Genomic DNA, 16553 nt, shown 5'->3' with positions numbered 1-16553 from the left:
GTCTCTGCCTGCTCAAGGCTGCTTCACATTTGCCTGCGCAAGTACCGCATCGATGTTGGCCAGATACTTCCGCGAGCGCGCGGCCTCGTCCGTCTGCGGGTTGATTGTGATGACCGCGTTGAAGTACTTGCGCGCATCTTCAAGCAGACCCAGACCGCCGGCCTGGTTGTACTGCTCCGCCATCACCAGCCCCAGCCTGTAGTTCGCGTAGAGATCAGTCGGCGTAATCGCCAGCGCCTTCTGGCAATAGCTTGCCGCGTTGTCATAGTCCTTCTGCATCCAGTCACAGTCGCAGATGCCGACGTATGCCTGCGCGCGCAGTTCGCGCCAGATGTCCTGCTGGGTCGCGCGCTTCTTCGTGCCCATGCCAATCAGGCTGCCCAGCAGATAGTAGTTGAGCTTCCCCGCCAGCGCACTATTGAAGTTGCTGAGCGAAAGATACTGCTCATACTGTGCCTTTGCTTCGGCGCACTGCTGCTTTTTTCTCAGCGCCTCGCCCAGCCACAGATGCGCCTCCGCATTTGCAGGCGCATATTTCACAGCCTGCTCACCCGAATCCACCGCCTGCGCGTAACTGCCCTTGCGCACAAATGCCTGCGACTCCAGATACCACGCCATGCCATTCGACGCATCGCGCTTCGTCACCGAATCCAGTTGGCGAACTGCTTCGTCCAGGTCGCCCGTGTCGAGCAGCACCGCCGCATAGCTCAGGCGTGCCTCCAGATACTCAGGGTCAATCGCAATGGCCTGCTTGAATGCCGTGATGGCGTTGTCATCGTCATACAGCGCGTGATACGCGCGCCCCAGATACAGCGCGGCCTGGCTGTAGGTGGGGTCGATGGTCAACGCCTTCTGAAAATCCGCAACTGCCTGCTTGTAGTTTGACTCGAAGCCTTTGTTGTAATGTTCGAGTCCCTGATCGAAGACATCGACGGCGGCATGGTTCCTCTGGCGCGCAATCAGAATGCGGATGTTCACCGTCGTGTCCTGGCCGGGATAGATTTGCATCTCGCGCGGGCCGTCCGGTGCATAGCCCGCGTGTGCACCCCGAATCGTATGCGGGCCAGGCATGATGCCCGGGAAGCGTTGCGCCACTCCCTTCTTGAAGACGCCGAGGCTCTTGCCGTCGAGCCACACTTCGGTATCGTCCATGTTGGTGTCAATCACGAACGTGCCATAGCGCAGCGTCCCCGCGCACGCGGGTCCCGTGCATTTCGTCGAGCTGCCCGGGTTGTACGCCAGCACCATGTTCGGATCGAAACTGCCGCGCTCCGAGGTCGGGTTCTGCCGCGCGTGCGTGGCCAGGCGGACGTTCTCATGTACGTACTCGGCAAGCTCGTCGGCTGTGACGATACCGTCGCCCGAGGTGTCGGCCTCGCCCTCAAGTCCCTTGATGACGTAGTACGTAAAGATGCCGTGGCCGCCGCCCCACTGCGAGCTTTCAAAGCTCTGCTCGCGGTCGCGGCTTGCAGTCAGTGAAAAGATGGACGTGTTCAGATTGAGCAGGCTATGGTTCACCTGCGCCGTGTCGTCTTCTGGCGTGATCGCGCCGCTGTGACAGGCATCGGTCAACAGCACCTTCCACTTGCCGTGAATGCGCCCGCCGATGAGCTTGCCGAGTTCCTCCATCGGAAACGCGGTGGCAGAGATGTTCGTCGGGTCAATATCGTAGGGCGCGATGTACGCCTTGCCTCCCGAGATAAAGCCATGTCCCGCAAAGTAGATGACGACACGATCATCGGGACCAGTGACGTTCGGCAGCCAGTCTTCAAGCTCGTGTTTCAGGTTCGCCAGAGTGGCCTGATCGTCGATGAGCTTATGCACATTCTCCGGTGGAAACTGCCCGGCAGTCGCGCTGATGAGCGTCGTGTACATATCGGCAGCATCGCGGTCCGGATACTGAAGCTGCGCCTTCGCAGGCAGGTTCTTGTAGTGCGAAATGCCGACCACCAGCGCGTAGCTGCGCGGAATCGTCACCGGTGCGGGAGCGATGGACTGGCCCGAGGTCTTGTCCTTTGCAATAACAAGATCGCGCTGGGTTGCGTCGGCAGCGGGAGCGGTCTGCGCGGGCGCAGGTGCGGACGCCTGTGCGACGAGGCCGATGGGAAAGAATAAGCACAGCGCGAGAGTAACGAGAAGTGAGCGCATAGATTAATGATGGGCGATGCGGAACTGGTAGATGATCGGAGCGTCGCCGTCCGATGCGGGAGCGATGACCGACGAGTCCGTTTTGCGAATGACGACAATCTCGCGCGGCATCAGCTTCGCCGGGCCGGGATCACTCGGCGAGACGGCGCTTGCACCAGCTTTGTCGTCCAGACACTCACCGCGCGCGCGAAAGATGCCGTCATCGCAACGCGGCAGCATCTCAGCAGGCAATGGCTCAGATGGAGGCGGCGCAAGCACAGGCGGAGGAGGCGTCGACTTCTCGCCCACACGCGCGGGCGTGACCGTAAAGAAAACCGTCTCGTATCCTGCTGGTTTGTCGATGCGGAACCACGAGCCGCTTGTGGCAGGAATGATGTATTCGCGTCCGCGCACGATGCGGTTGTCCGCGCCAGCCCTCGCTCCGGGAAAGAGCTTCAGATATTTTCCCGACGACGCCTGATCGGTCACATAAAGATACCCATCGAAGTTGGAGCGAAAGCGAAACCGCACCAGGTCGCCGGTCTTGAAAACATGCTGCGGGTTAACGACGCGCGCCGTCTTGCCCACCTGCTGCTCCAGCACGACCTCCATCTTCTGCGACTGCGTCGCGGAATCTGCGCCGAACTGCTGCGCCATGCAGGCAAAGGCGGACAACCCAATCATCAGCGTGCATCGGAGAACGAACATAGGGCCTCGTCGCGCTGCGGTTATTCGTGGTCCAGAATCAGGCTGGCGAAGACGCGGGAGGCCGCGTCCTTGCCGTGGTTCACAACATAGATCGCCTTCTCTCCATACTGCTCGTCGCTGGTCTCCTGCTGAGACGTGTCCTTGACCAGCGTGAGGTCGCGGCTCTGTAGCTTCTCAACCAGCGCATCGGTAATGCGATTGTCCGCCACTATCAGAGGCGCGGCATGCGGAGGCGTGGGAGCAGTGCTCGTGGGAGCCGGAGCAGATGCTGGCGCGGACGACTTGCGCTGCAAGCCGAAGATGACCTGGTCGAGATCGGCAATCGGCTCGCGGCTGAGCAGGATGAACAGATGCTCCTTGCCCGGCTGCTGATTGAACTGGAACGACTCGTCGCTCGCGCTGGGCACCAGATACACGCGCCCCGCCTCCACATGGTTCGACTCAGGAGCAGCGTTCTGCGCGGGAAACAGCGGAATCCAACTGCCGCTCGAACCCTGCTCGATGATGTAGAGATAACCGGGCTGGTTGGCCATCACGCTCAGCTTTACTTTGTCGCCCGAGTGAAAGACCGTCTCGGGAAATACCTCGCTGTAGCCGCCATCGCTCTGCCGCGCGAGCAGCGTGTAGCGCAAGCCAAACGGCTGCGCGGACATCTTCGCCGAAACGCGCACCAGGTGCGGCTGCGCACCGTAGCCGCTCGCCGTCACCAACTGCGGATCAATTTGTGAGCCCGCGTGATGCCGCTCGGCCATCTCGGTGCCCGCGGTGTCTGGAGTGCTATCGATCTCCTTCGGCGACGCTTTGTGTTTTGCAATGTGGACCTTCGCAGTCTTCTTCGCGGATTTGCTCGTTGCAGACGCGGCGGAAGCAGCCGCCGTCTTAGCCGCAGGATTCGGGGCCACGCTGACCAGGTCGCTCGCCGACCAGAACGCATCGCGCGCAGTCAAACCATCATCTGCCGTCTGTGCTTGCGCGCACACGATGCAGAATCCAAATAAGAGTGAGAGTACAAGTAGCTTCTTCATTGAGCGTCATCCTTACCGTGGAAGCAGTGATTGCAGCCTGAGCCAGAAGGACGGCAGCGCCACGTTCCGCACGCACCGAAAACCGATGACCGCCGAATGCTGGTCCACCGGAAATCCTCTCCTCATAAAGGCGCGAAAGAAGATGTCGCCATGGGGAGAGAAACTACCGCCCTTGATAATACACCAGCGTCTGGAGAAGGAATTTGTGCCCAGCACCTTCTGCATGTCCGCATATTCGGCCTCGCCTGCGGGAAACGCAGAGGATGTCCACTCGAACGCGTTACCCGCCATATTGAGCGCGCCATACGGGCTGCGGCGATCAGGAAACGAATCGACCGGCTGCAATGCATCCGGAACGCCGGCGGTCCACGCATCCTGCCCCCATGGATACGGGCGGCCATCGGTGCCGCGCGCCGCCTTCTCCCACTCTTGCTCGGTGGGCAGCCGCTTCCCTGCCCACGCCGCATAGGCCTTCGCGTCTTCAAGCGACACATCCACCACCGGGTCGTCGGGCTTTGTCGCAAAATCAGAAGAGTTTGGCGGAGCGTGACCTGTGGCATCGCAGAACCGCTTGTACTCCGCGTTCGAGACCTCGGTCCTATCTATATAGAAGCTGCCGAGCGAGAGCGTCTGGCGCGGGTTCGGCGAATCGGCTGAGTTGTCACCGAAGATGAAGCTTCCGCTCGGAACCAGCAGCATCATTCCATGATCGTCGGCGATCTGCCGCGCGGGTCGCGTGAGCAAGAGTGCCGCCACGAGCCCCACCAGCACGATCAAGATCGTGCTGACGGCAACCGCCGCAAGTTTGCCGCGCATTCCAGACGCCGTACGCGCCGTCATTCCCGCCTGCTCTATAGCCGCAGGCGGCGTAGGCATTGCGCTCTTCGCCGGCGGTGGAGTCGCCGTAGGAGTAGCAACCACAGTGTGTCTGACGGTCGAAGGCGACTTCGCCGGCTCTGTCTCCGGCATCGGAGCAATCATCGGCCGCAACTGGCTTGGGCCGGAGTTCACACCCAACGTCGTCAGCGTCTGCAATAACTCTGCCGCGCTCTGAAAGCGATCTTCGCGGCGCTTCTGTAGCAGCTTCTGAATTACTGCGTCGCACGAGGCCGGAATCGCCTGATCGTACTGAACGACGGAAGGCGGCGGCGTAGAGAGATGCGCCATCTGAATCGCCGTCGCGCTCTCGCCCTCGAAGGGGTGCCGCGCCGTCAGCAACTCGAAGAAGACGACACCCAACGCATAAAGATCGCTGCGCGCGTCGCACACCTCGCCGCGAATCTGCTCGGGACACATATAGAACGGCGTGCCCAGACTCTCGCCCATGCGCGTCAGGCCATCGGGCAGGTCCGCAGTTTTTGCAATGCCGAAGTCGAGCAGCAGAGCGCGCCCCATACCATCGAGCCGGATGTTCGCCGGCTTCAGGTCGCGGTGGACAACGTGCTTCGACTCCGCCCACACCATCCCCTCGGCCACCTGCGCCAGAATGTTGGCCGCGTCGTAGGGCGAAAGTTTTCCCTCGCGCCGAATGAACTGCGCCATGTCCTCGCCCGGAACATACTGCATGATGATGTAATGCAGCCCGTTGCCGTGGCCGATGTCGAAGATCGGGACGATGTTCGGGTGGCCCGAAAGCGACGCGGCAATGCGCGCTTCCTGCTCGAAGCGCGCCACCACAGCCTCGTCCTGCGCGAGATATTCAGCCAGCACCTTAATAGCGACCCAGCCGCCATGAAAGCGATGCCGCGCAAGAAACACCTGCGCCATGCCTCCGCCGCCGATGCGCTCGACCACCTCGTATTTTTCGCCCACCAGAGCTTCCAGCTCCGCGCGCTGACGTTCAAAAGGATTCATGCTGGCCCAAATTGTACGATGCTCTCCCGCATCCTTCGCCGGTTTTACTCACGCCGCGTTCCTCATGCAACACCTGCCTCCGGCAGAATCACGAGCGCCTTCGAGAACCGCTCAAAATCAGGCCGCACCTTCAGCAGTTCCTGCTCCAGCGTCGTCAGCGTAATCACGCCGATCCACTTCGCCGCTCGCACATACGTCTGCACCTGCACCACCGTCATCCCGTTCAACGGACGATGCTTCACCATCAGCAGCATCGCCTCGTCTGCGCCCGCAAATTCAGCGGGCATCGGCCCGGCAATCGCAGGGTCCTGAAACGTGTTCCGCATCATCGTGAGTTGCGCGTCGAGATACAGCGAGAGTTTGTCGCCGGCCAGCAGCGTGTCCTGCCCTACCGTCACGTTACTCGGCACCACACCTTCCTCTGCCTTGCGAATGCCGAAGTCAGGCACATACACCCAGCCGTGCGGAACCAGACGCACCTCCCACCGCCCGATGCACAGAGTCATCGCGTTCGGTCCCGCCTGTGTCTGTACCCAGTCCGCCATCAATCCCCTTCAACCCTTACGCATGGTTTGCGCTCACAACCTGCCACGCAGCCATGACGACGAACCGAAGTTTCTCTTCAAGCTGCCGCGCCGTCTCCTCGCCTGCAAAGCTCAGAGAAAAACCGTCCAGATCCTTCGCCAGCGACAGCGCCGATGAAGCCGCCTGCACAAGTGGACCCGCATCGCCCGCCGCGTAACTCTTCGCCGCCGCGTTCACGCGATCCAGATCGCGGTTGAGCAACGGGAGCGCCTTCTTCTGCCACCGCGAAACCTCGGCGTGCTCCTCAGGCGCCAGCGCAAGCGCCGTCCGCAGAGTCGTGACGAACTCATCGAACGTGTGTGCGAAGCGGTCCACTGCCTGTGGTGGAATGGTCGAGACCTGTGCCATCGTTACAGCCCACCCGGCCTGGCGAATTTCTGGACAGACTGCGCCGCGGCATTTCCCTGAGAGGTCCACACCTGCAACTTGCCTGAAGCATCCTTCGCTGCCTGTTGCGCAGCCTGCTGTGCCTGCTGCACATTTTGCTGGGCCTGCTCGACGGCCTGATTCGCCTGCTGCTGCGCTTGCTGCGCCGCTCCCTGCGCGGCCTGTTGCGCTTGTTGTAATTGCTGCTGCGCCTGTTGTACGTTTTGCTGCGCCTGCTCGACATCCTGTTGAGCCTGTTGCTGAGCCTGCTGTGCTGCTGCCTGGGCTGCCTGCTGCGCCTGTTGTAATTGTTGCTGAGCCTGTTGCACGGCCTGCTGCGCCTGTGCAACTGCCTGGTTCGCCGCCTGCTGGGCCTGTTGCGCCGCCGTCTGCGCAGCCTGTTGCGCCTGCTGCAACTGCTGCTGCGCCTGCTGGACAGTTTGCGGTGCCTGGTCAGCGGCCTTGCCAACCCATGCTTTCATGCCCGCGGGATCAGTCACCTGAAGCGCGGCAATGGCGTCCTTCGTGCTCATATACTGACTCTGAACAGCGGCAAGAGGCGTGGTCGCCCAAAAGTTGCCCGGCACGCTCTGCTCCGCGCCGCACGCCGAATAGAGCGTTGTGCCCTGCGGAATCGTCGCCGGCTGCACGCTCTCAAACGTCGCCGTCACCTCAGGCGGAAGCTCGGGAAATCCCGGCTGTTGCAACGGAATCGGCGGCAGGCTCGTGCCGGGAGCCGCCGTCGTCGCCACCACTCCGTCCGGCTGCATCGTGGACTGCACCGCGTTGGCTGCGGGTGAAGGCGGCTGCATCGGAACCGGCACACCCATCGACTGCAACCCCGCCGACATGCTGACTACGCCGGCCGCGCCCGCCATGCCCACCAGCACAGTCTCCGCGCCCATCACCGCAATGTCCGGCGGCCCTACGCAAACCAACTGGTCGGTCACGCGCGACTGCGGCATCATGCTGACCAGCACCGTCGGCGAGCCCAGAATGAACGGCCCGCCCACATGCGGCACCACACCCGTCACCATGGGGCAGACGTGCAGATCGCCGATCCGCGACGCTGGCATGAAGTTGATCAGGACCGTCGGACACCCGACCGTCACGATGCCGCCATGTGCCGTCTGCGAGGTAATCGTGCAGGCTGGCATTCCCATCTACGTTCTCCTTCTGCGCGTCTTTGTCAGAGGCGCGCGCCGTTTCCTGCGCTAGAACATTCCGCCAGCCTGCTTCATGGCCTGCTGTGCAGACTGCTGCGCAGCCTGCGATGCCTGTTGCGCCTGGTTCGCCGCCTGCTGCGATGCCTGCTGCACCTGCTGTGTGGCCTGCTGGGCTTGTTGTTGCGTCTGCGATGCAGCCTGCTGGGCCTGCTGCTGTGCTTGTTGCGCGGCCTGCTGGGCCTGCGACGCCGCCTGTTGCGCCTGGTTCGCTGCCTGATTCGCCGCGCTCTGTGCCTGATTCGCGGCCGCCTGCGCAGCCTGCTGCGCCTGGTTAGCGGCATTCTGGGCCTGCTGTTGCGCCTGCTGCACTGCCTGCTGTGTCTGTTGCTGGACCTGCTGCGCCTGCTGTTGAGCTTGTTGCGCCGCCTGCTGTGCGGCTTGCTGAGCCTGTTGAGCCGCTTTCTGCGCAGCCTGTTGTGCCTGCTGCACCTGCTGCTGCGCCTGCTGAAGCGACTGTTGGGCCTGTTGCTGAGCCTGCTGCGCCGCCTGCTGAACCGCCTGTTCGGCCTGTTGCACTTTTTGCTGAGCCTGCTGCACGGCCTGTTGCGCTTGCTGCTGAACCTGTTGCGCCGCCTGTTGCGCCTGTTGCGCAATTTGCTGCGCCTGTTGCGCCGCTTTCTGCGCCACCTGTTGCGCGGCTTGTTCCGCCTGCTGCACCGCCTGTTGCGCCTGCTGGGCTGCCTTTTGTGCTACCTGCGCTGCCTGCTGCGCGGTCTGCTCTACCTGCTGAACCGCCTGCTGTGTCTGGCTCTCCGCCGACTGCACCGCCGCTGGAACCGCAGGCGCCGCCGGAGGCGTGGGCGCAGATGCCGCTGCTGGAGCCTTTGGCGTCGCCGGAGCCGCTGCCGCTGCCTGCGTTCCGCCGGCATTGCCCGAAGAGTCGTCGCCCGGCCACGTCGGGGCCGTCGGAGCGTCGGGCGCGCCAGGGTCCTTCGGGTTCTGCACCTGCGCGGGCGAACCCTGCAACTGTGCGCCGCCGCTATTAATCTTCACCAGCATTCCCTGAATCGTCACGCCGCTCGGGTCAATCGAAACAAACCCTCCCGGCCCAGTCAGGCACACACCCAGTCCGCCTTCGATCACGACATTCATCCCGCCCTTGATGTGGACCTCCTGCCCGGAGTCCACCACATACACCATGCCCACCTTGTTGTAGTGGTTCATGCCCACATGCGACGAGTAGTTCTGCCCAATCTTGTCGTTGAAGTTCTGCCCTACGCTGCGGCCCGCGTCCTGCCCCACCTTCTCAATCTGGTTGCCCTTCACGTTCTGCTGCTGGTCGCCGTCAATCTCCTTCACCTGCTTGCCCTTGATCTTCAGATGAACGTCATCGTCCATCTCTTCTACAAACTTCTTCGCCACCTTCAGGTGCGATTCGCCGTCAATCTCGACATACTGATTGGCCGTCACCTTCGCATGATGTTCGTTTCCGATCAGCGTGTGCGCATCGTGCTCCACATGCACGTCGTAGTCCTTCTGCGCATTGATGAAGATCTGTTCCTTGTCCTTCTGGTCTTCAAAGCGAAGCTCATTCGCGGTCGAAGCATCGCCGCCCTTCGAGCTGCGCGTCAGGATTCCTGCGCGCGTATACTGCCCTGCCGGATCGTACTTCGGCATATTCACGCTGTTGTAGACCGACCCCACCACAATGGGATGGTCCGGATCGCCCTCCATAAAATCGATCAGCACCTCATCGCCCACGCGCGGCCAGAAGTACGTGCCCCAGCCCTTGCCCGCCCACTGTTGCGCCACGCGCAGCCAGGTATTGTCCGGCGTATTCGCCTTGCGCTGCCGGTCCCACCAGAACTGCACATTCACGCGGCCATACTTGTCCATGTGCGATTCTTCGCCCGACGGCACGATGACCTCGCCGGTATGCATCCCGTTCACGCGCGGCTTCGGCGTCTTGCGCTCCGTCCTGTACACAATCGACGAAGGCACCGCGGCAAACCGCACCCGGTACGGCTCCGTCCGCGCTTTCGTGGTGCGGAATGCCGGCAACTGTTCCACACTATGCGTCACGCGGGTCAGCAGATACTTCGTATTCAGGTCGTCCTGCGGATACTCCTTCAGCACGAACGTAAATCCGCTCTGCATCACGATCGCATTCGATTGCCCGTTCACCTCGACGGTCGAGATGTCCTCGATCTCCTGACGGACCTGTTGAAACTGGTTCTTCACCGCCGTGATATTTCCATCACCCGTGTCTGTCTTCGCATACGCGCTGGCGCTGTCGGCGAAGTCGTAGTTCTCGTATGCATTGTCGCCAAGCGGTCCTGCTGTCTCCGTGCCCGCGCCGCCCACCTCCTGATACGGCTTCCAGCGGTAATCCCACAGGCTCGTTTTGCCTGTCACCAGCGTGGCCTTCGAGATGAACTCCTGAATCACGAAGTCGTAAAACCCCTCGCGGTCGTCCGGCTCCGGCGCATAGCGAAACGTGCTCTGCGTCTCGCACGCCGCCAACTGCTTCGAGTTGTCGTGCAGCGTAAAGGTGTGGTCGTTCTCCGTGTGCGTGAAATAGTAGAAGATGCCGTGCTGCTCCATCAGGCGCGAGATGAACGCAAAGTCCGTCTCCCGATACTGCGTACAGTACTCCATTTCCTTGTAGGTGGCCTGCGTCTTGTCCGCCAGCGTAATGGTGTACGGCGCAAGCACCGCCTTAATCACGTCCGTCACGGTCTTGTTCTGAAACACGCGCGTGTTCATGTTCTTCGTCAGCAGCCACAGACGCGGAACAATATAGACGCGATAGACATTGAACTCCTCATCCGCTCCGAGAAACTCAAAGCTGTTCACGAATCCGTTCAGGTGGCGGACGGTTTCGTCATCGCTTGCCCGAATGTCGATCGCCACCTTCTTGCCGACAATGGTCTTGGCTGCAATCTGCTTGCTTCTCTCCGAGAGCAGCACGACCTCGAACGCAAACAGCTCCGAGATGCCTTCCGTACCCTCCAGCGACTCGGCCAGCAACACGTCCGCGCCCAGCGGACTGGTAAAGTTCAGCAGGCGGTCTTTTTGTGTAAGGCTCGGCATAGCTGGTCAGAATACTCCATCAAGCAACGTTGAGACAGGCGGCCGCTCACTCAGCAGCCGCCCGTCGATCACTACCACGTATACGTAAAGCGTCCTTCCGGCGAGACGCCGACCAGTACCTTCTGCGTCAGCGACTCCTCTGCCATCCTGCCCAGCACCTGCCGCGAGATCTCCGGCAGCATCGTGTTCGAGAGAATGTTGTCCACATTGCGAGCGCCGCTTTCGACCTCCGTGCAACGCTTCGCAATCTCTTCCAGCATCGCGTCGTCATACACCAGCGTCACCTTGTGGTTCTCCAGCAGCCGTCGCTGAATCTTGCGCAGCTTCAGCCGGATAATCTGCTTGAGCGCCTCGTCACGCACCGGGAAGTACGGCACCACCATCATGCGGCCCAGAAACGCCGGCTTGAAGATCTTGTTCAACTCAGGCTTGATGGCCAGCGCCAACCCTTCGCTGTCCGGCATCGTCTCCTTGTCCGCCGTCAGCTTCATCAACGTATCAGTCGCGGCATTGCTGGTCAGGATGATGATCGTGTTCTTGAAGTCGATCGAGCGTCCCTCGCCGTCCTCCATGTTCCCCTTGTCGAAGACCTGATAGAACATCTCCAGCACATCGGGGTGTGCCTTCTCGACTTCATCCAGCAGCACGACCGAATACGGCCTGCGCCGCACAGCCTCCGTCAGCACGCCGCCCTCGCCGTAGCCGACGTATCCCGGAGGCGAACCCTTCAGCGTCGAGACCGTATGCGCCTCCTGAAACTCCGACATATTAATCGTGATCAGATTTCGCTCGCCGCCGTAGAGCAGGTCTGAGAGCGCCAGCGCCGTCTCCGTCTTGCCTACGCCACTCGGCCCGACCAGCATAAACACGCCGACCGGCTTGCCCGGATCGTCCAGGCTGGCGCGCGAAGTAATAATTCTCTGTGCGATGGACGAGAGCGCATGGTCCTGCCCGATGACGCGCTTCTTCAGCACGTCATCCAACTCCAGCACCGCCGCAATCTCATCCTTCACCATCTTACCCAGCGGGATGCCTGTCCATGCAGAGACAACTTCGCTGACGATGTGCTCATCGACACACACGCGCATCAGCGGCGCTTCGCCCTGCACCTTCTCCAACTCCTTCTCCGCCGCCACCAACTCATCGAGCGTCGGTTTCTTCGCAGGAGCAGTCTCCTTCGCCTCGCCATCCTTCGCGGCCTCATGCCTGGAAGTATCGCCACCTTCAAGCGCCTCGCGCATCGAGCGAATGCGCTGAACCAACTCAAGCTCCTTCGTCCACTGCTCCTTCAGCTTCTCCAGATTCGCTTCCGTAGCCGCCAACTGCTCGTCGATGTTGGCCAGCCGCTCCTTGTGGTCCGCGCCAACCGTCGTCTCGCGTTCGAGAATCTGCTTCTGCACGCGCAGGTCGTCGATCCTGCGGTTGGCATCTTCAATCGCGGGCGGCGTCGCATTCTGTCCCAGCGCCAGCCGCGCGCACGCCGTATCAAGCACGCTCACTGCCTTGTCAGGAAGCTGCCGTCCCACCAGATAGCGATGCGTCAGCTTCACCGTCGTCGAAACTGCTTCATCCAGAATGCGCAGGTTGTGATGCTTCTCGAGCGACGCTACAATCCCGCGCAGCATCGTGCAGCACTGCTCCTCTGAAGGCTCCTCGACCTTGACCACCTGGAACCGCCGTGCCAGCGCAGCATCCTTCTCGAAATACTTCTTGTACTCCGACCACGTCGTCGCGGCAATCGTGCGCAACTCTCCGCGAGCCAGCGCAGGCTTCAGCAGATTGGCAGCATCGTTCTGCCCCGCCTGCCCGCCTGCGCCAATCATCGTATGCGCTTCGTCAATGAACAAAATGATCGGGTGCGGCGAAGACTTCACCTCATTAATCAAGCCCTTCAACCGGTTCTCGAACTCTCCCTTCACCCCAGCGCCCGCCTGCAACAGAGCCAGATCGAGACTGTGCAGTTGAATGTTCTTGAGCGGCGGAGGCACATCGCCATCCGCGACGCGCAGCGCAAATCCCTCCACGACCGCCGTCTTGCCAACACCCGCCTCGCCGGTCAGAATCGGATTGTTCTGCCGACGCCGCATCAGGATGTCGATCACCTGGCGAATCTCATGGTCGCGCCCCAGCACCGGATCAATCTTCCCTGCCTTCGCATTCGCCGTCAGGTTCACCGTGTACTGATTCAGGTGCTCCGTCTTCGCTGGCCCACGCGGCCTCGCAGCAGCCTCTTCGCCCTCGGCAGAAGGCGCGGCCGACGTCGCAGTCTGCTCCTCCTTCGAGTTCGTAACGATCGTATAAAAATCCTTGCGCAGCGTCTCCACCGGAATCAGTTGCAGTTCCTTGCTGATGTCGCGCGTCACGCGGGCAAGCTCGTCGCCTGTCAGCAGAGCCAGCAGCGTGAAGCCCGTGCGAATCTCGCCCGCATCGTACTCAATCGTGGCCAGCGTCCACGCCTCGGTAAACATCTTCACCAGCAGCGGACTGAACGCCGGACTGCGCGCATTGCCTTTCTTCAACCGGTCCAGACTGCGCTGCAACTCCGCCGTCAGCCGGGAGCGGTCCACGCCATACTGCTTCAGGATGTAGGCAATATCATTGTCCGAGCTGTCCAACGCCTTCAGCAGATAGTGTTCAATCTCGATGTCGTAGTGCGTGCGCGCCAGACAAAGGCCCGCCGCCGCTTCCATGGCCGTGCGGCTCGCGTCGTTCAGTTTGCCAATCAGTGCTTTCAGATTCAGGTTCATCACATCACTCCAGTTTTAACCATCGAAATACTAGTCCATCCGGTAGGTCGCCTCATCCGGATCGCGGTCCATTGGGCGGTTCTTAATCCAACTCACCAGCCCCAGCCGCGGAGCAAATTGGTCCACGCCGCCCAGCACAGCGCCCGGCGTCTCCTCTCGTTCCAGCACCAGTTGCACAATCGACTCGAACTCGCGGTTCGTATAAAACCGCAGCCACGCGCGCAGTTCGCGGTGCGCTGTGCCACCCGGCAGAAACTGTTGATACCGGTCAAATTTCATCGGTCCCAGCCGAATCGTAATTGCGCCATGCTGGTCCCACACCTCGTCGCCGACAATCGTGCCCATGCCCAGCCGTTCGGAGAACGTGCCGGTCTCACACAAAAATGTCAGGTTCGCGGGTGGCAGCCTGTTCCACAGCCCCGTAAACTCCTCGATGCTCACCGGCACCGCGAAGTAGTCTTCGAGCAGCCGACGAAGCCCCTGCGAAGTCCGCGTCGTGTGCGACAAAATGCCCGCGTAGTACAGGCACGCATCGTCGGCAATCTCCATCCGCTTGCGCAGGCCCTTGGTGCCAAGCCCAATCAGCCGATACAGCGTCGATGTCACCGCATCATCGCCCGCACCGCCGCGCTCATACGCCACATAAAATCTGTACTTCTGCCACGCGCGATAGAACAGAGAGATCACGCGATGGTTGAACAGGTCGAAGAAATCCTCCGGGCCACGGTCCCTGGCACGCGCACGCTCCAGCAGAAACTCCGTATAGGCGTGCGGCAGCGCACCCACAGCCGCCGAGAGCCCCATGAAGTTGACCACGAGTTCGCCCGGCCCTTCGCCGCTCGGCTCATAGGACTGAATCTCGCTCGCAGGAAACGCAAACGTCGGCAGCGAAGCAAACCGCACCACCTCGGAATCCGGCGTGACAAACAACCCCACAGGATTGCGCTCCGGATAGAGCCGCTCCAACAGACGCACGGCCTGAAAGAAGCGCACGCTGCACGGATCGCCTTCCAGCATCTCGCGCACTGCATCCAGATTTAGATCAGCACCTTGCTGCCTGCTCGTGGTGGCCATTCGCCCAGCATCTCCTTTCTCTGGTTGGTGCGCGCCGCCAACTGGCAAAAGCTGTTGATCGTCGTATAGCAACCCAGAAATCGCTCGAGCACCTGTGCAAACAGATACACGCCGCCGCCCACAAACTGCCGCTCGTCGAACTCCACCTCCACCCGCGTGCCGCGCGCGGGAATACTGCCGTACCCCGAAGCCATGAGCGCAAAATGCGGGCGCGTCGAAAGCGACGTGACCCCGGCAATCTGGTTCTCCAGATACGACGAGTCCGTGAAGTTATGCAGCCGCAGAATCTCGCGCAGCGCCGCAACGCCGTCTTCCGTCAACGAAAGATAGTTCAGCGAAAGCTGCGAGATCATACGCCACAACTGCCCTTTGCCCTCGGGCGGATCGTAGCTCTGCGTCGGCCTGCGCAGCGCCGTAATGATCTTGACCGCAGGCACGTCCTCCGCAATGAAGTCGCCCGACTCCGCGCCGAACGGCAGCCGCGACGGCAGATCGTGGTTCGAGCAGGTACACCGCACCGTCAGCACCTCAGCGTCCGGCTCCGCAAGCTGTCCATTAATATCGACCAGCGAGAGCGCCATCGTCGAAGGCTCGCGCTCGCCCAACCCGTTCTGCCTGCGCACCGTATGCCAGAAGACCAGCTTGTTCTGCTCGCGCGTGTGGTAACGGTAGGAGTACAGCGGCTCTAGCGCCACGATGTTTCGCTTCGTCGGATTCGTCGCCAGCACCTCGTCGATAGAAAAAATCTCCGTCGTCTCCTGACGGCGAACATCAGGAATGACACGATACTCATGCTGCGTCTGCGTCAGCAGAATCGGCTCCGCCGTTTGCTCGAAGAGGTTGATCACCGGCGTGCAGCCCAGCCGGAACGTGCTGGCCGAAACCCCCACTTCAAGCGCCTGCTGTCGCTCCGGCCTGTCCGAACGCGAGAACAAGAACAGAATCTCCGCCTCATCGCTGCATCCTGCCTCGACCAACGCCTCCAGCCCCTTCAGCTCAAAGAACAGAAATTTCTCCGGGAACGTGAAGTACTCCTGCAGCAGGCGATAGCCGTCGAACGACCTTCTGGGAAACGGCAGCAAACTCTCGTCCTCTTCAAATCCCATCGGGCGAAGCTGGTCACACGGAATAACCGCTGTCCTCGCACCAGGCTGCTTCGGGTCGCGTACCGTGATGCCGATGCAGTTGTTGCACAGCATCTCGTACAACGTGTGGACAACGTTCGTCTCCCCGCTCAGATAAAACCGCAGCGACCCGATATTCAGCTTGTCGAACGCGACGTCCTTGCCGCACTGGAGCTTGAGCCGCACCACGCCTGTCGCGCCCGGCATCCGCACCGGCGCCTGCAAACGCTCCGGCTGCCGCCACTCGCACTCCGTCACGCTCACCGGCCACAGCTCCACCGGATAGCTTGTGCGAAAACGACACGGCGCGCCATCCACCGTGCGCGTCGTCGTCAGCACCGTGTCTTTGGGCATCACCACAGCAGAGCTTTGCTTGCCCTGCTCCGGATCGAGTTGGCACTCCACCACCGACATCGACGGAATGGGCCGCAGATAATGCGGAAACACAATACTCAACAGGGCCGAGGTGACTTCCGGGAAATCGTCGTCGATGCGCAGATGAATGCGCGCGGCCATGAAGGCGAAGCCCTCCAGCAACCGCTCCACGTGCGGGTCTTCGCAGCGGTCCGGCTCCAGCAGCAGGCGGCTCGCCACACGCGGGTATTTCTGCGCGAACTGCGCGCCAAGCTGGCGCATATAGGCAAGCTCGCGCTCATAGTATTCCAGCAGGTCTTCGCGCATACG

The 16553-nt window shown here is 61.4% G+C and carries 11 protein-coding genes; all 11 read right to left on the bottom strand.

The window, feature by feature from the left end; translation table 11 throughout:
• Window positions 1-12: 12 nt before the first annotated feature.
• Complete coding sequence (locus tag VFU66_RS09665; protein ID WP_326446037.1) at window positions 13-2148, bottom strand: tetratricopeptide repeat protein; 2136 nt, start codon at window positions 2146-2148, stop codon at window positions 13-15.
• A gap of 3 nt (window positions 2149-2151) precedes the next feature.
• Window positions 2152-2835, bottom strand: a complete 684-nt coding sequence (locus tag VFU66_RS09660) for a DUF4384 domain-containing protein (RefSeq protein WP_326446036.1) — start codon at window positions 2833-2835, stop codon at window positions 2152-2154.
• Between the two features lie 20 nt (window positions 2836-2855).
• A complete protein-coding gene (locus VFU66_RS09655) occupies window positions 2856-3860 on the bottom strand; it encodes a DUF4384 domain-containing protein (RefSeq protein WP_326446035.1) in 1005 nt (334 codons plus the stop codon).
• Between the two features lie 12 nt (window positions 3861-3872).
• Window positions 3873-5714, bottom strand: coding sequence for a bifunctional serine/threonine-protein kinase/formylglycine-generating enzyme family protein (locus tag VFU66_RS09650; protein ID WP_326446034.1), 1842 nt, complete (start codon window positions 5712-5714; stop codon window positions 3873-3875).
• Window positions 5715-5776: 62 nt separating this feature from the next.
• Window positions 5777-6259 carry a hypothetical protein gene (locus VFU66_RS09645; RefSeq protein ID WP_326446033.1) on the bottom strand — a complete coding sequence of 161 codons (483 nt, stop codon included), beginning with the start codon at window positions 6257-6259 and terminating at the stop codon, window positions 5777-5779.
• 16 nt (window positions 6260-6275) lie between these two features.
• Complete coding sequence (locus tag VFU66_RS09640; protein WP_326446032.1) at window positions 6276-6647, bottom strand: hypothetical protein; 372 nt, start codon at window positions 6645-6647, stop codon at window positions 6276-6278.
• A gap of 2 nt (window positions 6648-6649) precedes the next feature.
• Window positions 6650-7828, bottom strand: coding sequence for a PAAR domain-containing contractile injection system baseplate protein (locus tag VFU66_RS09635; protein ID WP_326446031.1), 1179 nt, complete (start codon window positions 7826-7828; stop codon window positions 6650-6652).
• A 51-nt stretch (window positions 7829-7879) separates the two neighbouring features.
• Complete coding sequence (gene tssI, locus VFU66_RS09630) at window positions 7880-10924, bottom strand: type VI secretion system Vgr family protein (protein WP_326446030.1); 3045 nt, start codon at window positions 10922-10924, stop codon at window positions 7880-7882.
• 71 nt (window positions 10925-10995) lie between these two features.
• Window positions 10996-13671 (bottom strand): type VI secretion system ATPase TssH, encoded by a 2676-nt coding sequence (gene tssH / locus VFU66_RS09625; protein WP_326446029.1) that lies wholly within the window; start codon window positions 13669-13671, stop codon window positions 10996-10998.
• 30 nt (window positions 13672-13701) lie between these two features.
• Complete coding sequence (gene tssG / locus VFU66_RS09620; RefSeq protein ID WP_326446028.1) at window positions 13702-14745, bottom strand: type VI secretion system baseplate subunit TssG; 1044 nt, start codon at window positions 14743-14745, stop codon at window positions 13702-13704.
• Complete coding sequence (gene tssF / locus VFU66_RS09615) at window positions 14709-16550, bottom strand: type VI secretion system baseplate subunit TssF (RefSeq protein ID WP_326446027.1); 1842 nt, start codon at window positions 16548-16550, stop codon at window positions 14709-14711. Before tssF ends, tssG begins: the two co-directional genes overlap by 37 nt.
• Window positions 16551-16553 lie beyond the last annotated feature (3 nt).

Origin of the sequence: Edaphobacter sp., from assembly GCF_035763405.1 — a bacterium.
Lineage (GTDB): Bacteria > Acidobacteriota > Terriglobia > Terriglobales > Acidobacteriaceae > Edaphobacter.
The sequence above is the reverse complement of the archived record's forward strand: the minus strand, read 5'-3'. Positions and strand labels throughout refer to the sequence as shown.